Source organism: Gangjinia marincola, from assembly GCF_039523415.1.
Classification (GTDB): domain Bacteria; phylum Bacteroidota; class Bacteroidia; order Flavobacteriales; family Flavobacteriaceae; genus Gangjinia; species Gangjinia marincola.
Map to the genome: position 1 here is coordinate 205,851 of NZ_BAAAFG010000014.1, position 20,552 is coordinate 226,402.

20 protein-coding genes and 3 tRNA genes are annotated in these 20,552 nt (G+C 38.5%); 13 read left to right on the forward strand and 10 right to left on the reverse strand.

From position 1 onward, the window contains the following. Positions 1 to 6 precede the first annotated feature (6 nt). From hisC to hisIE, 6 genes are all read left to right on the forward strand, one after another. Positions 7 to 1,053, forward strand: coding sequence for a histidinol-phosphate transaminase (gene hisC / locus ABD000_RS07640; protein ID WP_343765564.1), 1,047 nt, complete (start codon positions 7 to 9; stop codon positions 1,051 to 1,053). Positions 1,054 to 1,057: 4 nt separating this feature from the next. Then, positions 1,058 to 2,230 carry a bifunctional histidinol-phosphatase/imidazoleglycerol-phosphate dehydratase HisB gene (hisB, locus tag ABD000_RS07645; RefSeq protein WP_343765567.1) on the forward strand — a complete coding sequence of 391 codons (1,173 nt, stop codon included), beginning with the start codon at positions 1,058 to 1,060 and terminating at the stop codon, positions 2,228 to 2,230. A 94-nt stretch (positions 2,231 to 2,324) separates the two neighbouring features. After that, entirely contained in the window at positions 2,325 to 2,906 is a 582-nt protein-coding gene (gene hisH / locus ABD000_RS07650) for an imidazole glycerol phosphate synthase subunit HisH (protein ID WP_343765569.1), read from the forward strand. Between the two features lie 38 nt (positions 2,907 to 2,944). Continuing rightward, entirely contained in the window at positions 2,945 to 3,766 is an 822-nt protein-coding gene (gene hisA, locus ABD000_RS07655) for a 1-(5-phosphoribosyl)-5-[(5-phosphoribosylamino)methylideneamino]imidazole-4-carboxamide isomerase (protein WP_343765572.1), read from the forward strand. A gap of 35 nt (positions 3,767 to 3,801) precedes the next feature. After that, positions 3,802 to 4,557, forward strand: coding sequence for an imidazole glycerol phosphate synthase subunit HisF (gene hisF, locus ABD000_RS07660; protein WP_343765575.1), 756 nt, complete (start codon positions 3,802 to 3,804; stop codon positions 4,555 to 4,557). Positions 4,558 to 4,604: 47 nt separating this feature from the next. Beyond that, positions 4,605 to 5,201, forward strand: coding sequence for a bifunctional phosphoribosyl-AMP cyclohydrolase/phosphoribosyl-ATP diphosphatase HisIE (hisIE, locus tag ABD000_RS07665; RefSeq protein WP_343765577.1), 597 nt, complete (start codon positions 4,605 to 4,607; stop codon positions 5,199 to 5,201). A gap of 1 nt (position 5,202) precedes the next feature. Here the strand turns inward: hisIE and ABD000_RS07670 are convergent, their stop codons facing one another. Then, positions 5,203 to 6,579: a hypothetical protein gene (locus ABD000_RS07670; protein WP_343765581.1), complete on the reverse strand. Its 1,377-nt coding sequence runs from the start codon at positions 6,577 to 6,579 to the stop codon at positions 5,203 to 5,205. A 54-nt stretch (positions 6,580 to 6,633) separates the two neighbouring features. Continuing rightward, positions 6,634 to 7,467, reverse strand: a complete 834-nt coding sequence (locus ABD000_RS07675; protein WP_343765584.1) for a DUF1853 family protein — start codon at positions 7,465 to 7,467, stop codon at positions 6,634 to 6,636. Between the two features lie 41 nt (positions 7,468 to 7,508). On the opposite strand from ABD000_RS07675, the gene ABD000_RS07680 reads away from it, so the two are divergent. The 4 genes from ABD000_RS07680 (at position 7,509) to ABD000_RS07695 (ending at position 10,603) form a co-directional block, all read left to right on the forward strand. After that, positions 7,509 to 8,294, forward strand: a complete 786-nt coding sequence (locus tag ABD000_RS07680) for a tRNA pseudouridine synthase A (protein ID WP_343765587.1) — start codon at positions 7,509 to 7,511, stop codon at positions 8,292 to 8,294. A 128-nt stretch (positions 8,295 to 8,422) separates the two neighbouring features. Then, the gene (locus tag ABD000_RS07685; protein WP_343765591.1) at positions 8,423 to 8,968 is read left to right on the forward strand and encodes a type 1 glutamine amidotransferase domain-containing protein; all 546 of its coding nucleotides are present in this window, start codon (positions 8,423 to 8,425) and stop codon (positions 8,966 to 8,968) included. A 248-nt stretch (positions 8,969 to 9,216) separates the two neighbouring features. Continuing rightward, positions 9,217 to 9,873 carry a hypothetical protein gene (locus ABD000_RS07690; RefSeq protein WP_343765594.1) on the forward strand — a complete coding sequence of 219 codons (657 nt, stop codon included), beginning with the start codon at positions 9,217 to 9,219 and terminating at the stop codon, positions 9,871 to 9,873. After that, positions 9,866 to 10,603, forward strand: a complete 738-nt coding sequence (locus ABD000_RS07695) for a DUF3307 domain-containing protein (RefSeq protein WP_343765597.1) — start codon at positions 9,866 to 9,868, stop codon at positions 10,601 to 10,603. Before ABD000_RS07690 ends, ABD000_RS07695 begins: the two co-directional genes overlap by 8 nt. Here the strand turns inward: ABD000_RS07695 and ABD000_RS07700 are convergent. Beyond that, positions 10,600 to 11,019 carry a glyoxalase gene (locus ABD000_RS07700; protein ID WP_343765601.1) on the reverse strand — a complete coding sequence of 140 codons (420 nt, stop codon included), beginning with the start codon at positions 11,017 to 11,019 and terminating at the stop codon, positions 10,600 to 10,602. The two genes, ABD000_RS07695 and ABD000_RS07700, sit on opposite strands and share 4 nt — an antisense overlap. Before the next feature lie 158 nt (positions 11,020 to 11,177). Between ABD000_RS07700 and ABD000_RS07705 the strand changes: the two genes are divergently transcribed. Then, a complete protein-coding gene (locus ABD000_RS07705; RefSeq protein WP_343765604.1) occupies positions 11,178 to 12,530 on the forward strand; it encodes an NAD-dependent succinate-semialdehyde dehydrogenase in 1,353 nt (450 codons plus the stop codon). On the opposite strand, the gene ABD000_RS07710 is transcribed toward ABD000_RS07705, so the two are convergent. The 7 genes from ABD000_RS07710 to ABD000_RS07740 form a co-directional block, all read right to left on the reverse strand. After that, positions 12,523 to 12,900 (reverse strand): hypothetical protein, encoded by a 378-nt coding sequence (locus tag ABD000_RS07710; RefSeq protein ID WP_343765607.1) that lies wholly within the window; start codon positions 12,898 to 12,900, stop codon positions 12,523 to 12,525. The two genes, ABD000_RS07705 and ABD000_RS07710, sit on opposite strands and share 8 nt — an antisense overlap. Positions 12,901 to 13,024: 124 nt before the next feature. Further along, a complete protein-coding gene (gene hutG / locus ABD000_RS07715) occupies positions 13,025 to 14,032 on the reverse strand; it encodes a formimidoylglutamase (protein ID WP_343765610.1) in 1,008 nt (335 codons plus the stop codon). Further along, positions 14,033 to 15,268 carry an imidazolonepropionase gene (gene hutI, locus ABD000_RS07720; protein ID WP_343765613.1) on the reverse strand — a complete coding sequence of 412 codons (1,236 nt, stop codon included), beginning with the start codon at positions 15,266 to 15,268 and terminating at the stop codon, positions 14,033 to 14,035. Then, entirely contained in the window at positions 15,265 to 17,277 is a 2,013-nt protein-coding gene (locus ABD000_RS07725; protein WP_343765615.1) for a urocanate hydratase, read from the reverse strand. Before ABD000_RS07725 ends, hutI begins: the two co-directional genes overlap by 4 nt. Then, positions 17,274 to 18,764, reverse strand: a complete 1,491-nt coding sequence (gene hutH, locus ABD000_RS07730; RefSeq protein ID WP_343765618.1) for a histidine ammonia-lyase — start codon at positions 18,762 to 18,764, stop codon at positions 17,274 to 17,276. The genes ABD000_RS07725 and hutH overlap by 4 nt, the downstream gene beginning before the upstream one ends. 100 nt (positions 18,765 to 18,864) lie before the next feature. Next, a complete protein-coding gene (locus ABD000_RS07735; RefSeq protein ID WP_343765621.1) occupies positions 18,865 to 19,299 on the reverse strand; it encodes an OsmC family protein in 435 nt (144 codons plus the stop codon). 525 nt (positions 19,300 to 19,824) lie between these two features. Beyond that, a tRNA-Arg gene (locus tag ABD000_RS07740) sits at positions 19,825 to 19,898 on the reverse strand. A gap of 303 nt (positions 19,899 to 20,201) precedes the next feature. Between ABD000_RS07740 and ABD000_RS07745 the strand changes: the two genes are divergently transcribed. Both ABD000_RS07745 and ABD000_RS07750 read left to right on the forward strand, forming a co-directional pair. After that, a tRNA-Ser gene (locus tag ABD000_RS07745) sits at positions 20,202 to 20,283 on the forward strand. Between the two features lie 164 nt (positions 20,284 to 20,447). Beyond that, positions 20,448 to 20,522 (forward strand) — tRNA-Pro (locus tag ABD000_RS07750). The last annotated feature ends 30 nt before the right edge of the window (positions 20,523 to 20,552 follow it).

Sequence of the window (20,552 nt, forward strand, 5' to 3'; positions counted from 1 at the left end):
AAAAACATGAAAAAAGACTTCAATATAGAATCTTTAGTACGCGACAATGTGGCACGCATGAAGCCCTATAGTTCTGCGCGGGATGAATTTAAGGCGGTAGGCGAGGGCATGATTTTTTTAGATGCCAATGAGAATCCTTTTGATAATGGTGTAAACCGATATCCAGATCCACAGCAACGCACCTTAAAATCAGTTTTAGCGAGACAGAAGGGAGTACAGCCTAATCAACTACTCATTGGTAATGGTAGTGATGAAGTGTTAGATTTACTCTTTAGGGCATTTTGTGAACCCGGGCGAGATAACATCATTTTTCAGCCACCTACTTATGGAATGTACAAGGTATTGGCAGAAACCAACGCGGTAGCATACAAAGAAGTGCTGCTGGATGAAGAATTTCAGCCTCAGATGGCTGAACTTAAAAATACCATTGACGATTGCACCAAGATGGTATTTTTCTGTAGCCCGAATAACCCTTCGGGAAATACCTTTGATGCCGATAAAATTGAGGTGATATTACAGGATTTTTCCGGATTAGTTGTGATTGATGAAGCCTACATCGATTTTTCCGAAGAAAATAGTTGGATTAACCGATTAGACGAATTTCCAAATCTGGTGATTACCCAAACTCTTTCAAAAGCCTACGGCATGGCAGGAATACGCATTGGATTGTCTTACGCTTCCGCAGAAATAATTTCAATTTTAAATAAGATTAAACCGCCGTATAACGTAAATCAGCTTTCTCAACAAAGGGCCCTAGAGCGTGTTGAAAATGTTGAGGAAGTAGCCTATGAAGTTGCTCTGCTAAAAGCTCAACGCGAAGAATTATACGAGGCCTTTACTGAAATTGATTTTATCGAGAAGATGCACGAATCTGACGCAAATTTTATTTTAGTAAAAGTAGATGATGCTCTTAAAAGATACAATCAGCTTTTGGAACAGGGTATTGTTGCCAGAAACCGAAGCAATCAACCCAGATGTGAAAATACACTGCGATTTACTGTTGGGACGAAAGAGGAAAACAAGCAATTGATAAAGGTTTTACAAAAACTCTAGTTAAATGAAAAAAGAAATAAGTTCACCTGTTGATGGTAAAACAGGCCGCAAAGTCCTATTCATAGACCGTGATGGAACCATCATTAAGGAAACAGTAGATGAGCAAATTGATGCGTTTGAAAAAATGGTGTTCTATCCTAAAGTATTTACGTATTTAGGGAAGATTGCCAAAGAATTGGATTATGAGCTAGTAATGATCACTAATCAGGATGGTTTGGGAACAGTCGTTTTTCCTGAAGAAACCTTTTGGCCGGTGCATAATTTTATCATTCAGGCGTTTGAACATGAAGGAGTGATATTTAAAGAGGTGTTGATTGATAAAACATTCCCTGCAGATAATGCACCCACCCGAAAGCCGGGTTCCGGACTGTTGAAGCATTATTTTTCCGAAGAATATGATCTGAATAATTCTTTTGTTATAGGCGATCGTTTAACAGACATTGAATTGGCTAAGAACTTGGGGGCGAAGGGTGTTTTTATCAACGATGACACTAATTTAGGTACGGGAGAGATTACGGTAAAAAAGGAAGAATTAGAAAATTATATTGCCTTAGAGACTAATGACTGGGAGAAAATTTATGAATTTTTAAAGTTAGAGGAGAGGACTGCAAGCGCAGCACGTAAAACCAATGAAACTGACATTGATATCACATTAAATTTAGATGGCACGGGTCAAAGCGATATTAGTACAGGAATTGACTTTTTTGATCACATGCTGGATCAGTTGGCACGTCACGGTCAGATGGATTTAAGTATCAACGTAAAGGGCGATCTGCACGTTGATGAGCACCATACCATAGAAGACACAGCGATTGCATTGGGAGAAGTTTTTCACAAAGCGCTGGGGAATAAGTTAGGGATTGAACGATATGGTTTTTGTTTACCTATGGATGATTGCTTAGCGCAAGTTGCCATAGATTTTGGTGGTAGGAATTGGTTAGAATGGGACGCAGCATTTAAACGTGAGATGATTGGAAAAATGCCGACAGAGATGTTTTTTCATTTTTTTAAATCCTTTTCAGATGGTGCAAAAGCTAACCTCAATATTAAAGCCGAAGGAACAAACGAACACCATAAGATAGAAGCTATCTTTAAAGCATTTGCGAAAGCCATAAAAATGGCAGTTAAGCGCGATACCGAAAAGATGATTCTACCAAGTACAAAAGGAATGATTTAGAAGCCTGAAAGTCTCTATTGTCATTCCTGCGAAAACAGGAATCTAGCGCTTTATGTCTACTTAAGTAAACAAATTTTAAATTAAAATTTTATAAATGAAAATCGTCATTATCAACTATGGAGCCGGTAACATCCAATCCATCAAATTTGCCATACAGCGATTAGGTCATGAAGCGGTACTGAGTGACGATGCAGCTGAGATCAAATCTGCAGACAAAGTGATTTTTCCGGGAGTGGGAGAGGCGAGTAGTGCCATGAAAAAGTTACGAGAATCCGGACTTGATCAAATGATCCCTAAGCTTACTCAGCCGGTCCTTGGAATTTGCCTGGGGATGCAACTAATGTGTACTTCTTCAGAAGAGGGAGACACAATTGGCTTGGGTATTTTTGATGTTGAGGTAAGGCGTTTTAATAATGACTTAAAAATACCTCAAATAGGATGGAATCAAATTGAAGGATTAAAGTCACCTTTATTTCAAGGTGTTTCAGATGGAAGTCATATTTATTTGGTTCATAGTTACTATGCACCTGTAATTTCTGAAACCATCGCAACAACCACCTACGGAACGACCTATTCTTCAGCCTTACAAAAGAAAAACTTCTATGGCACACAATTCCATCCCGAAAAAAGTCATGATATAGGGGAGCAGATATTAAAAAATTTTTTAGAACTATAATATAACCATTTCAGAGTATTAACGGGGTAAATTTAGGTATGAGAAATAAGGAATTAGAAATAAAAAAGAGAACGCCGCCTTCGGGGTTTGGGGGGCTTCGGATAATACCAGCCATAGATATCATAGACGGTAAAAGCGTACGACTTTCAAAAGGGGATTACAGCACTAAGAAAGTATACAATGAGCATCCACTAGAGGTAGCCAAGCAATTTGAGGCACACGGGATTAAATACCTTCATTTGGTTGATCTGGACGGTGCAAAGAGTAAACACATTGTCAATCATAAGGTCTTAGAGCAGATCTCGAATAAAACGTCTCTAAAAATTGATTTTGGAGGAGGTTTAAAAAGCAATGAGGATTTAAAAATTGCTTTTGAAAGTGGCGCAGATCAAATTACCGGTGGGAGCATAGCCGTTAAGGATCCTGAAAACTTTCGCTATTGGATTCACACCTACGGAGCTGATAAGATCATCTTGGGAGCAGATGCTGTGGATGAAAAAGTAGCTGTAAGCGGTTGGCAAGAAGAAAGTGATCGAGAGCTGATTCCGTTCATTCAGGAATACCAAAACGAAAGCATTCAATATGTGATATGTACTGACATAAGTAAAGATGGAATGTTGGCAGGACCTGCATTTGAACTATATAAAAAAATTATATCCTCTTGTCAGTCTGAACCTGTCGAAGGCGACTCAAGAAAAACACTCAAACTCATTGCTTCTGGAGGAATTTCAACATTTGATGAAATACCTAAATTAGCCAACATTGGTTGCGAAGGTGTAATCATAGGCAAAGCGATTTATGAAGATAAAATCAGTTTAAAACAACTAGAGAAATATATTCTTGGTCAAAATAATCATTAAGAACTTTCTAATACCTCATACCTAATACCCATTTAATGCTGACAAAACGAATCATACCATGCTTAGATATTAAAGACGGAAGAACTGTCAAAGGGGTTAATTTTGTTAACCTAAGAGATGCAGGGGATCCGGTGGAACTGGCAAAAATATATGCCGAAGAAGGTGCAGATGAACTGGTGTTTTTAGATATTTCGGCGACAGAGGAAAAGCGAAAAACCCTTGCTGATTTGGTACTCCGTGTTGCGGAAAAGGTAAACATTCCCTTTACTGTCGGTGGCGGAATTTCATCTGTTGAAGATGTAGATGTTCTTCTGCAAAATGGAGCCGATAAAGTTTCTATCAACTCTTCTGCCGTAAAACGACCGGAGCTTATCAATGAACTGGCCGCTAAATTTGGTAGTCAATGCATTACGGTAGCCATAGATGCTAAACAAATAGACGATGAATGGATCGTACATTTGGTAGGTGGTAAAGTTCCTACGGAAAGGAAATTATATGAGTGGGCTCAAGAGGTTCAAGAGCGTGGAGCAGGAGAAATTCTTTTCACCAGTATGGATCATGATGGTACTAAAAATGGTTTTGCTAATGAGGCTCTAGCAAAATTGTCCTCCTTGTTAAACATTCCCGTGATAGCATCTGGTGGAGCCGGAAGCATAGATCATTTCGCAGATACCTTTAAACATGGAAAATCAGATGCTGCGTTAGCGGCCAGTGTATTTCATTTTAAAGAAATTAAAATTGAAGAATTAAAAAAAATTTTGCACGAGAACAATATTCCTATGCGACTATAAAAATATAACTAGAATGTCATTCCTCGCTCACAACGCTAAACTATCTTATGAAAATAAATTTCAACAAAAACAATGACGGTCTTATTCCGGCAATAATTCAAGACGCCAGTACCAAAACAGTGCTTATGCTGGGCTATATGAATCAGGAGGCCTACGAAAAAACCATAGAAACCAAAAAGGTTACCTTTTATAGTCGATCAAAGCAACGACTATGGACTAAGGGTGAAGAAAGCGGTAATGTGTTGAATTTGCTTAGCATTAAGAACGATTGTGATCAAGATACGCTCTTAGTGCAGGTAAGACCTCACGGTCCAACCTGTCATACCGGGAGCGATACCTGTTGGGGTGAAGAAAATTCATCAAGTTTCGGTTTTTTAAGTGAATTAGAGCATATCATTCATGACCGTAAATCAAATCCTGAAAATCAGGAGAGTTATGTAGCTTCCTTGTTCAGAAAAGGAATCAATAAAATTGCTCAAAAAGTAGGTGAAGAAGCTATTGAGGTGGTGATTGAAGCAAAAGACGCCAACAATGAGTTATTTCTCAATGAAAGCGCCGATTTACTATTTCATTATCTCATTTTACTTCAAGCCAAAGGATTTAAGTTGGCTGATATTGAAGAGGTATTAAAAGAAAGACATTAGATCAATCCTCTACTTCTCTTGGTTCTTCAGCAATAGTGACTTCTCCTTTATAGGTATTATAGTAGGCTAAGTGGAGGGTATTTTTTGTAAAAACCCCAGTTACCTTAGATCTATTTTTGTGATTAATCTGTTTATTTAGCTGATCTCTGTTTTCATAATCTTTAACAGCAGGTCGTAGATTAGAATTGGATTTAAATTCCAAATCAGGCGAAAGAACAAATTTAAAACTGTTTCCCTCGTCTGCGGTAAGGCTTGTTTCGATATATGCTTCAGGTGGATTTGGACCAAATTTAGGAATGCTGTTGTTCATCATTTGTTGCTGCATCATCATTTGCTGATGAAACATAAAATCATAGTTGTATACTCTGTTGTCTACGTAATCTATACGTACGATATAGTTTCCGTCAGAATTTTCGTTTACAGTCAGCACAGGATCAAAGGCACTTCTTTTAAGTTTCTTTGCATACTTTTCTACCTCTTTTTGAGTTGCATTACTATTCGCTATAAAATCATCCATTGAGATTGATTTCAATAATTGTCCGTTCGTAACATCAAAAATAGACATGGCTATTTTCTCCTTGGTCAAACCCAGCTTAAAAAGTTTATTGTCGTAAACGTAATAGTCTCCATCAATAGCTTCAGTGACTTCAGTATCAAAAGCATAGGTTTTAGAAGCTTTCTGACTGTTATTATTAGAGTTTCCTATAGCCATTACTGTTAGGTTTTTTTCTTCGTCAGAAAGAACCATCGCTAAGGATTGATCATTAAGTTGATAGAGGTTTGCACTGTTATTAGAACCTGATTCAACGTATTTAGACTGATTAATGTAATCGATAGGGCCAACGAAAGCTCTTTTTTCTTTAAAGCCTTCTGGATAGGAGATAATACTTTTTTCTAAATTGTTTCCAGCGACAGCATAAACCTCAATGCGGTTCTCGTCTTTATCTGTATTGAATATGATGGTTCTATCAGATATATTGGCTACATATTCTGCTTCCTCTAAGGCACCTAGTTTTTCAAGCTTTGATTTTTTTTCAGCTGGATTAATTTCGATCGCCATAAGATGCATTTCATTTTTTACAATAATATAGAGATTGTCATTGAGAAAATGATGCGCCAAAATTTCAGGCTCAGTAGGTGATTTTTCGTTAGAAAACTCTGTTACTTTTGACTGATTTTTTATAAATGTTTTAATGGAATATGTATCGGTATTTTTGTTTTTGGTTATTATGCTATGAAAGATATTAATGGAGTTAAATTTCCCTGAATAGGTAGAGATTATCTTGACACCTTTGTCAAGATCGTATTTAAGTAATGGCTCAGGCTTTACGAAAATCATACTGAGTATAAGGGAGGTAAAGGCAATAATATATTTCATGGGTCAAATTTTTCGGCAAATATAATAAAACTACATTAACACAATGTTAACACGCTACCACCACACCACAAAGAGTCGCTCCAGAGTTCTGGTAGGATGTTTTACCCAAATTAACGGGGATCGTTCATTGATGTGCTTTAGATTTATTTCCATTACGGTATCAAAGTGAGACTGCCAATCAACCTCAAGATGTGGTTGATGCACCCATTCATATTTTTTAGGCAGGTAGCAATGGCATTGGTCGTAGTGGTCCTTAAATTCATTTAGCCGCATCCATTGACCTGTGATACAGTCAGCATTCAATGGTCTGATCAATGATGCTCCCCAGCTCAGCGAATTGGCTTCGGGATTAAAAGGGATATAAAGCTGAGCTTTGTAATATACTTCTTGAGCAAGTTGAGCAGCCCTTAGATTAAAAGAGTGCAGTACCTTTTCGGCTTCATTGCTGTATAATAATGGAAATTGGTGCGTTCTTATTTTCTCCATTTTGGTAAAGAACATATCCTTGCGGTTCGGACCCATTAATCGGTGAATAGGTTCGCTAATGCTGGTGTCTATGCAATAAAATTTATAGGTAAGTTCAATGTGCTTGGGCGTATTACTTTTTCGATCGCCAATCAGATAATCAATTTCTCCTATGGTCGTTTTTTGCTTTTTAAGCTGAAGATTATGCGCAATAAGATCATAATTGGCAGACTGTTCCAGTAGATGTTTAAATACACTTTCTAGTCGTTGGCCTAATCTGAGATTCCCCGGAATAGATTGAACGGCATCCTCTAGTATTCCTGTCTCATCAAACTCAAACTGCTTTAGCGAAAATTGCGTGTTTTTCCACAGGGTGGGAGTAGCAGCAAAGCCTCGATAGGTTTTTTGAACATCTGTCGTCATACCTTACGAATATCTGCTATTTTTGATAAAAACACTGCTACGTGCAAAGAAAACGCTATTACTATCTAATAAAACTTCAGTATTTAGGCTTTCGTTACCATGGTTGGCAAAAACAGCCAGATGTTAATACGGTTGAGCGTATGCTTACCAGAACCTTAAACTATGTGTTGGGAGATGTTAAGTTTAAGGTATTAGCTTCGGGACGCACTGATGCTAAAGTTTCAGTGAATCAAACCTATATTGAATTGTTTGTAGATGAGGTAGAGTTGGACCTGGAGACATTTTTCCCGGTCTTCAATCTTAATCTTCCGCAAGATATCAGAGCATTAGATATTGTTAATACAACTGCGGACTTTAATATCATTCAGCATCCTAAAGAAAAAGAGTATTGTTATCTATTTGCACATGGGGGTAAAAGTCATCCTTTCTCCGCACCCCTTTTAATGACTAATCCTTTGCCATTAGACATTATCATGATGAAAAAAGCGGCTAAACTATTTGAAGGTACGCATGATTTTAAACACTACACCTACAAGCCCAATCCCGAAACCAATACCACCTCAACCATCAATGAATGCGAACTTATTAGTAATACGACCTATAAGGCGAATTTCTTCCCGGAGAAAACCTATATGCTTAGAGTTGTAGGTTCGGGATTTAAACGACATCAAATTAGATTGATGATGGGAGCCTTGTTAGAATTAGGTGAGGGAAAAGTTGATCTTTATTTTATTGAACAATCATTACAAGCTAAAGAGGGCTTTGGAATTACGCGCATAGCGCCCGCCAGCGGACTTATTTTACAACGGGTTGAATTTAGTATTTAATCAGTAATGTTAATTTTATTTAACGTATTGAATTTCAGTTTTATAATGCTATTAACATAAACTAAGACTTCTATATGTTATATTGAGGTAAATCGAATTATTAATTTAAACTATACAATAACATGGATATGAAGAGAATAGCAATTTTAGCTACAAATGGATTTGAAGAATCAGAATTAACCTCACCAAAGCAGGCGATGGAAAATGAAGGATTCCAAGTTGATATTGTAAGTATTGAAAAAGGAAAAATAAAAGCATGGGCAGATGGTAATTGGACTAATGAGTATGATGTAGATTATACCTTAGAAGAAATTACCGCAAAAGATTATAACGCATTGGTATTACCAGGCGGAGTAATAAATCCGGATATCTTAAGAAGAAATGACGATGTACTTATCTTTGTGCGAGATTTCTTTAGACAAAGCAAGCCGGTTGCAGCAATCTGCCATGGACCACAAATCTTAATAGAAGCAGATGTAGTAGAAGGTAGAACAATGACAAGTTTTAATTCAATTAAAACAGATTTAATCAATGCCGGTGCACTGTGGGTAGATCAAGAAGTAGTATGTGATGAGGCATTAGTGACTAGTAGAAATCCTAATGACTTGCCCGCTTTCAATGATAAACTAATTGAAGAAATTAGAGAAGGAAAGCATGAACTACAGCATGCCTAATACCTAATTGATTAGTCATTTTGAAAAGTCGATTCAATTATGAATCGGCTTTTTTTATATCTTGTTGTCTGTATAATTCCAAGGTTTCAACTTTATATTTCCACAAGTATACTTCGCAACTGTATAAGTCTACAGGCTTATATTGCATCATTATAAGTCTACAGGCTTATATTACACCATTATAAGTCTACAGGCTTATATTGTATCTTTATAAGTCTACAGGCTTATATTTTTTGTATATTTGACGTATGAATGCAGTAATTACAGCTGATTTTATTGCTTCTTCGGCACTGGATGCCCAAGAATTAGATTTGCTATTAGATGTATTGAGCAAAGAATTTAAAGCGCTTCAAGATGATCATAAGGTCAATATACAATTTAAAATTTCAAGAGGGGATAGCTTTCAAGGCGTGGTAGGCGATCCCGGGATAGCGCTAAAAGTATTACTTCAACTTAAAACAGCTATTGCTAAAATAACCTTTGATGATAAATCTGAGGGTAAAACACCAGATTTTAGAGCAGCCATAGGCATTGGAGATATTAATCTTACCCGTGATTCTGTTTTAGAATCAAATGGTGAGGCTTTTCAATATTCTGGTCGTACACTTGATCAAATGAAAGGAGATCAACGTACAGCCTTAACAACAGGCAGTGATGCGATAAATCAAGAATTTTTAGTTAGCCTTACCTTAATGGATAGTGTGATGAGCAAATGGAGCGCAGCATCTTTTGAAGTCGCCTATTACGTACTGAAAAATTGGAAAGAAGTCGATATCGCTAAAGAATTGTCCATTAGTCAGTCAGCAGTAAATACACGTAAAAAAGTAGCGAATTGGGATGCCATTAAATTACTAATGGATCGATTTAACACGGTGATTACTTCATATACTTCTCCTTATGAATGAAAATCTCGTCTTGTTATTACAGCTTTTATTGGCACACGTGCTGATAGACTTTGTGTTTCAATCCAAGAAAATGGTAAAGCACAAACAAAAACACCGCGCTACTTCGTGGGTATTGTACGCACATGCCTTTGGGGCAGGTTTTCTTACGTATTTGATTTTGCAGCAGTGGAGTCAATTTATCGTTCCGCTAATCATAGCAGTGACTCATTTTTTTATTGATTTATGGAAGCTGAATAAAAAGAAAGATAATTTTAAGTATTTCATTATTGATCAGCTTTTACACTTGGCAGTCATCTTTTTTGCGTGGATATATTTAGCGGAAGCTTTTGAAAGTCTACTACCTGCCATTACCAAGTATGCTTCTAATCAAATAGTCCTAGTCATCTTAACAGGCTATCTCATTGTGATCTACCCCGTTGGATTTATCATTGGGAAAGCGACAGAACGTTGGCAAAAAGACATCGCGAAATCTGAAGCTAAAACAGATCAAACCAGCCTTAAAAAAGCCGGAAGGTATATTGGAATATTTGAACGCATTCTCGTACTTACCTTTATCCTGATTGGCGAATTTTCTGCTATTGGCTTTTTAATTGGAGCAAAGTCTATCTTAAGGTTTGGAGATAGTCGCAATACCCGCAAACAAACTGAATATATCCTCATAGGCACCTTAATGAGTTTTGCGATATGCATAGGGATAGGATTACTGGTAAAACTGGGAATGACGCTCTAACTGGCGGGCGACAGTATCTTACTTTGATCAAATAATTGCACCTGATCTTTAAGTCGCTCAATCACAATATTCATCATACGTTTATTAAGCGCAGAAGAATTTTGAATGTAGGTTTCATACTCCTCAATGGTAAACTGTCCAATGATCATTCCTTTTAAGCTATTTCTATACTTCATGTCCTTTTGAACAGCATGTTCGATATAGGCCAGCTTCTTTTCTAAATTCAATGCGTAAAACACATTTTTACGTTTAGCGATGTAGTTTCTAAATGCTACTACAAGCAGATCATTCTGTAGCTTGGCCACAGGGCGTAACGTTTGATTTTGAAATTTCTCCTCGGCAGACATGCCTTCAATGACTCGGGCATTTTTAATAACGGGGCGTAATGCTTTAAGGGAATTCTCTCTGGTTTCCATAAGGGAGTTTTTATAAAATTACAGGGATTAAGGCCTGCGTGTACGAGAACACGCTCATAATTGTTAACGAGTTTTAAACATTTTGAAATCGCGTTAATTCTATGCTAAGTTAAAGAGCTGATCCTTTATTATTCCATAGCTTTAACTAAAAAAATTACATGATTACCACGCTTAATCCTTATACCGGTAAAGAACTAAAATCATACCAAAATGCAACTGATCATGAAATTGAATCGGCAATTTCATTAGCCGAAACTACATTTCATCACTGGAAAAAAACTACGTTTGAGGAGCGTCGTCATCATATCCTAAATGTCAAAAAACAACTCGAGAAAGACAAACGTGAATATGCCGAAATGATGACTGCAGAAATGGGTAAACCCATCTCTCAGGCCATTGCCGAAGTAGAGAAATGCGCCTGGCTATGTCAATATTATGCAGACCATGCCGTAGAGCACTTAGAACGTTTGGTGATAGAAACTGACGCACAAGAGAGTTTTGTAACCTTTGAACCGCTGGGTATTATATTAGCAGTTATGCCTTGGAATTATCCGTTTTGGCAAGTGTTTAGATTTATCATTCCGTCATTAATGGCGGGTAATGTGGGCTTGCTTAAGCATTCAACTAGTGTGATGGGCAGTGCTCAGCTCATTGAGCGTGTATTTTTAGATGCCGGATTACAAAAGGGATGTTTTCAAAATCTAGTAATTGCTTCAGATGCCGTAGAACCCATTATAAATGATTCTCGTATCAAAGCAGTTACACTAACAGGAAGTAAGCCTGCGGGTAGTGCGGTAGCTTCCGCGGCAGCGAAAAAAATCAAAAAATCTGTATTAGAATTAGGAGGGAGCAACGCCTTGGTGGTATTACCAGATGCAGATATGGAAAACACCTTAGAAACCTGTGTAAAAGCACGCTATCAAAACACAGGGCAGAGCTGTATTGCCGGTAAACGTCTCTTATTGCATGAAGATATTGCCGACCAATTTTTAGAACGTTTTGTTGAGAAAGTAAAAGAGCTTACCACAGGTGACCCAATGGATGAGAACACCTATATCGGAGTAATGGCACGTGAAGATCTGGCTAAAGATTTGCAAGAACAGGTAAATGATACCTTAGATGCGGGAGCAAAGTTGATGCTAGGAGGCAAGCGTGATGGAGCATACTTTGAGCCAACTATCGTTACTAATGTACATGCTGATATGCGTATGTTTAAGGAAGAAACTTTTGGACCGGCGATGGCAGTAACAACCTTCAAAACTTTTGATGAAGCTGTAGATTTGGTCAATCAATCAGATTTTGGATTAGGAGTTTCTGTATTTACCACTAACATTGATCAAATAAAGCCGCATATTTCAAGATTTGAAGACGGAGCAGTATTTATTAATGAGTTGGTAAAAAGTGATCCAAGACTACCCTTTGGCGGAACAAAAATTTCAGGATATGGTCGCGAATTATCTGTTTTTGGAATCAGAGAATTCGTGAATATTAAGACGGTATATATTAATTAGCGACAATTTGAGCTGTACTTACAGATTCTTTTAATCCATACATTTTTACATAATAGGGATCGATACGATGCTGATTATAAAGCTTAGTGTATTCGCGTTTTAAGCGCTTAATCTCTTTAGTTAGTTTATCCACCTTGAAATCAATCATATCCTGATCAACGTCATTACGCCCAGAAACTACCTTGATGTAGTCTGAGTGTTGTTGAATCTCATTTTGAATATCAAAACAGCGTTTAGCGACAGAGCGCTCCTGATCAATCTTACGATCTATGTCTGTTATGATGGAAGGAATTTCTGTCTTTACTCGTTCTTTTTCCATTTGTGCAAAGCTCAATAATGGAAATAACAAAAGACATAATAGTTTTTTCATAGTGCTTGAATGCTTCCCCAAGTATCCAGCGCGAAATTCTTAAAAATTCAGCATACTAGAAAAAATATAAGCTAAATTACGACAACAAACTCCATTACTAGATCAACGACACTTTACGTAAAAATCAAGATTTTTTAAAGCTCAATTTTGTTGCGATTGTATCAATTATTCGGGCAGCTAATCGTGAAGTGGCATTGTCCTGATCAAACCTTGGATTCGTCTCGGCTAGATCAATTGCAATAACTTTTGGCGATTTTAGCATATAATCCAACACTTTAAAGAAAAACATTGGATCAAATCCTTGAGGCGAAGGTGCACTCACCCCTGGTGCGTATGCAGATGAGAATGCATCTATATCTATACTCAAATAGATATAATCATTGCGATGAATAAAACGATCAAGTAATGTGTGCACAGCATTGAGATGTTGTGTATCTGTTGTGCAGTATTCATTAGAAATATAAACAACATCATGCTGTTGCGCAGTAGCAAATAAAGATCTGGTATTAGACTGTCGTTGAATGCCTAAAACGACATATTCTCTATTTAAAGAAGTGGATTGATCGTTTAATATTTGATAAAATGGCGTTCCTGAGTTTGGTTCATTCACCGGCAAACGCAAATCAAAATGCGCATCAAAATTTAAGATTCCAAGTGATTTTTTAGTTGAGTTAGCTAACGCATCTCTTACTCCGCAATACGTTGCATAGGCAATGTCATGCCCACCACCTACGTTAATTGGGAAAATACCTTGCTTTAAGCGTTGAGCCGTAGCAACTGCCAAGGCATTTTGCGTAGATTCTAAATCACCATTTAAACACTGTATCGTTCCATAATCTGTAATTGTCTTGTTTTTGATATGTACCGGTAACTTTGCCAGCTGTTTTAATATGGCTTGCGGTCCATCTGCAGATCCTACTCTCCCGTGATTACGTTTAACACCTTCGTCACAGGCATAGCTCATTATTCCAATTTGAGGTGTTTTGCTATTTTTTTCTAGATCGTTTAAATCCTCTAATTGAATGATCTCATGCCAATACTGTTCAGTTTCTTCTGGAGGAGAATTTCTTCCTTGCCATATTGAAGAAGAAGTAGGCGCGTAGGATTGATCAGTGGTTATACTTTTAAGCATCTAAACGATTTTTTGTCCCTTTAAATATACATGCTTCACATTATCTTCACCAAATGAATAGGGGAGATAGCCCAAGCTTGGTACATTCTGTGTAATAATGAGGTTTGCTAATTTACCTTTTTTGATAGAGCCCAGGCTATCTTCAAGGTTCATCGCATAGGCACCATTAAGAGTTGCCGCATTGATAGCTTCAGTAGGACTCATGTTAAGTTTTATACAGGCCGTAGAAAGCACAAAATTCATATTACCGCTTGGTGCAGATCCCGGATTATAGTCGGTTGCGAGGGCGACGGGTAAATTTGCATTGATCAGGGTTCTGGCCGGTGTATAGGGAATCCCTAGAAAAAACGAACATCCCGGTAAAGCCACTGGCATGGTATTACTCCCTGTTAATGCTTTGATATCTTGTACGGTTAACACCTCTAAATGATCGACTGAACGCGCGTTGTGCTTAACCGCAGCAGCTATTCCACCCAGCGCATTAAATTGATTGACGTGTACCTTTGGGACTAGCCCATATTTGGCTCCGGCTTCGAGAATCTGTTCCATTTCTTGAACAGAAAAATATCCTTCTTCACAAAATACGTCGATAAAGTCGGCTAAGTTTTCATCGGCTATCGCCGGAAGCATTTCATCAATCAATAGCGAAGTATATCCCTGTTTATTCTTCTTGAATTCGGTAGGCATGGCATGAGCCCCTAAAAAAGTAGCCTTAATTTGAATGGGGTAGTTTTCTTTCAGCTTTTTAATCACCCGAAGCATTTTAAGTTCAGCCTCTGTGGTCAATCCGTAGCCGGATTTGATCTCCACAGCTCCTGTTCCCATACGCATGATGCCTTCTAAGCGCTTTCTGCTTTGCTCATATAATTCGTCAAAAGAAGTTTGCTGAAGCTTTCTTGCCGAATTCAGTATTCCACCTCCTTTAGCAGCAATCTCTTCGTAGGTCGCGCCTTTAATGCGATCTACAAATTCAGATTCACGATTGCCGGCATAGACTAAATGGGTATGAGAGTCACACCAGGCAGGTACTACAATCGAACCGCGGCAATCCACTATTTCATCGCTCTCTTGATGCATACATTCTTCCATTTTCCCGTAATCGATAATAATCTCATCTTCCACAAGTATAAAAGCGTTCTCAATGGTGTTAAGTTCATTCATTTGCGCACCGGCAACAAATGCTCGACCTACATCAATTCCAACCAGCTGTTTAATATGTTTGAATAATACCTTCATTCAAAAAGGCCGTTTAAAAGATCATCTTCTACAAGATTTGGTAGCGTCACAGTTAATTGCGGAGTTCGATCCATTTCACGTTTTATGGCGAAAATGGCTTCTTCATTTCGTGCCCAACTTCTTCGTGCAATACCATTGTTCACGTCAAAAAAGAGCATGTTTTGTAATTTTTTACGCGCAGCTTGAGTACCATCCAGCAGCATTCCAAATCCGCCATTAATAACTTCACCCCAACCCACTCCGCCGCCGTTGTGTATGGAAACCCAAGTTGCACCTCTAAAACTATCACCAATCACATTGTGAATCGCCATATCTGCAGTGAATTTACTGCCGTCATAAATATTAGAGGTTTCACGATAGGGAGAGTCTGTCCCACTCACATCATGATGATCTCGACCTAAAATTACCGCACCGATTTCTTGATTGGCAATAGCATCATTAAAGGCCATAGCAATTTTTGCGCGTCCTTCGGCATCAGCGTATAGAATCCTTGCCTGTGATCCTACCACCAATTTATTTTGTTGTGCATCTTTGATCCAGATAATGTTGTCTTGGTGTTGTTGCTTTATTTCATCCGGGGCCGTTTGTGCAATTTTTTCTAACACCTTTTGTGCGATACGATCTGTTTTTTCAAGATCTTTTGGATTACCCGATGCACACACCCATCTAAAAGGTCCAAATCCATAGTCAAAGCACATGGGTCCTAAAATATCCTGCACGTAGGATGGATATCTAAAATCTTGAGCATCGTTTTTCATCACATCTGCGCCTGCTCTTGAAGCCTCTAGTAAAAAGGCATTGCCGTAATCAAAGAAGTAAGTTCCACGTTCAGTATGCTTATTGATGGCATCTGCGTGACGTCTTAGTGTGTTTTTCACTTCTTTTTTAAATGCTTCGGGTTGATCCCTCATCATTTTGTTAGAAGCCTCAAATGTTAAACCAACCGGATAATAACCGCCTGTCCATGGGATGTGCAGCGATGTTTGATCAGATCCAAGATGAATAAAAATGTCATGCTCATAAAAAGCTTCCCAAACTTCTACGATGTTACCGATATACGCGATAGAAACGACTTCTTTTTTATCTTGCGCTTGTTTTACGCGCTCAATGAGTTCGTCTATTTCTTCTATTAGCACATCTACCCAGCCCTGATCGTAACGTTTTTTTGCGGCATTAGGATTTACTTCGGCGCAAACAGTAATGCAACCTGCGATATTTCCGGCTTTTGGTTGTGCTCCGCTCATACCTCCTAATCCGGCGGTAAGAAAGATTTTTCCGGCAGGAGATTCTTCGGCTTTTAACACCTTTCTAAATGCATTCATTACGGTGATGGTCGTGCCATGGACAATTCCCTGAGGACCAATATACATATAAGAACCCGCTGTCATTTGACCGTATTGAGTTACCCCAAGAGCGTTGAATTTTTCCCAATCATCTGGTGCAGAATAATTAGGAATCATCATACCATTAGTAATTACAACCCTGGGTGCATCTTTGGATGATGGAAACAATCCCATGGGGTGGCCGCTATACATATGCAGGGTTTGGGTGTCATTCATCCTTGCGAGATACTGCATGGTTAACAGGTATTGCGCCCAATTTTGAAAAACCGCACCATTACCACCGTAGGTAATCAATTCTTGTGGATGTTGTGCCACCGCCGGATCAAGATTATTCATGATCATAAGCATGATAGCCGCCGCTTCTTTTGTTTGTGCCGGGTACGCGTCAATAGGTCTGGCGTAAATCTCATAATCCGGCTTAAATCGATACATGTAAATTCTGCTATAATCCATTAGCTCTTGCGCAAACTCTGGCGCTAGGGTGGTGTGCCATTTCTTTGGAAAATAACGCAATGCATTTTGAAGGGCTAGTTTTTTTTCGGTGGTAGTTAGACTATCTTTTCTGCGAGGAGCAGAATTGGCGTTAGCCGGATAAGGCTTTGTCTGTGGAAGCTCATCTGGTATACCCTGAAGGATCTGTTCGCTAAAGGTCACTACTTTGCTCATGCCACCTTAATTTTTTGTTCCTGTACGAGTTCAATCATATTATCAATATCAGGTTTGAGCAAACGATCCTCTTTGAGCATCGCAACTTTGCTGCGAATAATACGATGATTTTCTTCTAAAATTTCAGAAAACGTATTGGGACGTCTAAAATCCATGGCTTGGGCGGCATACATTAATTCGATGGCTAATACCTTCTCCAAATTACCGATGATTTGATTGAATTTTCTGCTTGAAATACTTCCCATTGACACATGATCCTCTTGCCCTAGGGAGGTAGGTATACTATCTGCGGAAGCTGGAAAACAAAGGGATTTATTTTCAGAAACCAAGGCTGCCGTGGTGTATTGGGGTATCATAAAACCAGAGTTAAGTCCGCCGGCAATTGTTAGTAATCGGGGTAGTTCAAATTTTCCTTCCAATAGAAGATAGCATCGCCTGTCTGCAATATTTCCTAATTCTGAAACAGCGATAGAAGCGTAATCAATGGCCATTGCGAGTGGTTGCCCGTGAAAGTTTCCGCCAGAAATAGCTTCAGTTTCACTTAGTATAATGGGATTATCGGTAACTGAATTTAATTCAACTTCCACCAACTCATTTAGATGCGAAAAAGCATTACGCGAAGCACCGTGTACCTGCGGCATACAGCGAATAGAGTAGGGGTCTTGTACCCGACTGCAGTTTGCATGAAACTCCATGTTTTGAGAATCCTTAAGCAATTCCTTAAAATGCGCGATTACCTCAAGACTCCCAGCAAAAGGGCGTAACTCATGCAGTTTTGTTTTAAATGGCGCCCCGCTACCTTGCAATCCCTCTAAGCTCATGATACCTGAAACATCTGCTAATTCCTGCAAGTAATCGAGTTTATGAAGTCCATAAACCGCATGAGCTAAAATAAACTGTGTCCCGTTGATCAGCGCAAGACCTTCTTTTGCTTCTAATTGTAAGGGTTCTAATTGATGATCTTTCAATACTTTTTCTGCGGAAACAATTTCGTCGTCTATCCAAAATTCACCTAATCCTAAAAGGGGTAAAAATAAATGAGAGAGTGGTGCTAAATCTCCTGAAGCTCCTACGGAACCTTGTTCAGGCACCACAGGAATAAGATCGTGTTCAATAAAATATAGAATATGTTCAATTAGTATTAAGCGAACACCAGAAAATCCTTGGGCTAAGGCATGTACCTTACAAATCATCATGATTTTAGCGAGTTCCTTATCAATTGGCTTTCCAACCCCAACGGCATGGGTAAGTAGAAGATTCTCTTGGAGTAAACTGGTTTCTTGCGGAGTGATTTGTACATCACACAATGGTCCAAACCCTGTATTGACGCCGTACACACTTTTTTTTGACACTGCCATGTGTTCAACATTTTTTCGGCAAGTGCTAATCTTTTCTTTTGCTTGAGACGTAAGTGAAGCGCTAAGCTCACCCCGTGCAATAGCAAGCGTTTTACGAACTGTTAAGTGGTCTATCCCGTAATTGAACATGATTGTGGTTGGTCAAATTCCTCCAAAAGTAGGATTATTTTATCTTTTACTGATTTAATTGGATGTACAACTGGCGTTTTAGGTGAAATACAGATTAGCTTTACACTAACGTAATCGCTAAGTCTATGGGCACTGTTCCCAGCGCCTTAGAAATAGGACAATTATCCTTGGCAGACGTGGCCAATCTGGTGAACTCTTGTTTATCTATGTCACTTACCTCTGCCGTTAGTGTTAAATCAATTTTAGTAATACTAAAATGCTCACCTGTCGTATCCATATGCACAGTTGTATCTGTGCTTAAACGCGTTGGTGTAAAGCCCGCACCGTTTAATTGAAAGCTCAACGCCATATTAAAACATGCGGCATGAGATGCGGCTAATAATTCTTCGGGGTTAGTTCCTAAGGTGCCGTCTTCATTTTTGAATCTCGTCATAAATGAATAGGGTTGATGGTCAAATACCTTGTTTGGTGTGGTCATACTGCCTGTTCCATCTAATCCGTCTCCTTGCCATACTGCTGTTGCTTTTCGTTTCATATAGGTGTTGATTTATTGTGAAAGGTATGGATTATTAGGAATTAATGCTAGTAAGCTTATTCTTGTTCTGAGGTTTGTGACTTATAGCGCTATTCCTTTGGTTTTCCTTTACGATCCATGATGCAAATAGGAAACCACGATGCTCTTAGATTCCTGTTTTGGAAGAATAAATGAGACTGTTCAAGATTACCTTCGGTTTTCCTTTGCGATCCATGATGCAAATAAGAAACCACGATGCTCTTAGGCTTCTGTTTGAAAGAATATTTGAAACTGTATAGGATTACCTTCGGTTTTCCTTTGCGATCCATGATGCAAATAACAAATCACGAAGCTGGTGCTTTGAGATTAGAATGGGATAAGGCTACTTAGGATTACCTTCGGTTTTCCTTTGCGATCCATGATGCAAATAAGAAACCACGATGCTATCGCATCTTGTTCTTTATTTCATTTCAAGGCTTCAAACTTTGTTTGGCCTTTCCATAAAATAAAGAACCACGCTTTTCAGCGTGGTTTCTTGAGTGATTGTGATCGCGACAGGATTCGAACCTGTGACCGTCTGCTTAGAAGGCAGATGCTCTATCCAACTGAGCTACGCGACCATAAATCAAAGATATGATTTAGCGGATGCAAATATAGTTAGGTTTTGACTATTGACAAGGCAGCCTAAGATTTTTATTTAGATTTCTTCTCATTTATTATGAAATCAATGCTTATCAAAAATGTTACATCATTCGTTTTAGAGGATTTGGATTATAAATAGGATATAGAGGATTTTTTATTTAAAAATTTTATGGTTTGCTTGTATCATTTCAAAGGTTCAGTTACATTTGCACCCGCTTATAAAAACAAACCTCTTGTTGTTATGAGTGTTGATAATTATTTATCAGATAAGTTCATTTACAGGAGAGGTGGCAGAGTGGTAATGCAGCAGCCTGCTAAGCTGTCAACCTTCGGGTTGCCCGGGTTCGAATCCCGGTCTCTCCGCTAATCATGAGATGATTTTACGTTTAATAAAGAGTAATTCAAGTTATAGAAAGTTAAAGTTCTGTTTTAGCAGCATAAACTCCACCCGATTCCCTGTTTACTTTTGTATAGTAACTTGGGATTTGGTAATTGAAAATTAAAATATTGACTGCATTAGCAGTTTTCGGGGTGTAGCGTAGCCCGGTTATCGCGCCGCGTTTGGGACGCGGAGGTCGCAGGTTCGAATCCTGCCACCCCGACACAGTAAAGCCAGCAATCCAAGATTGCTG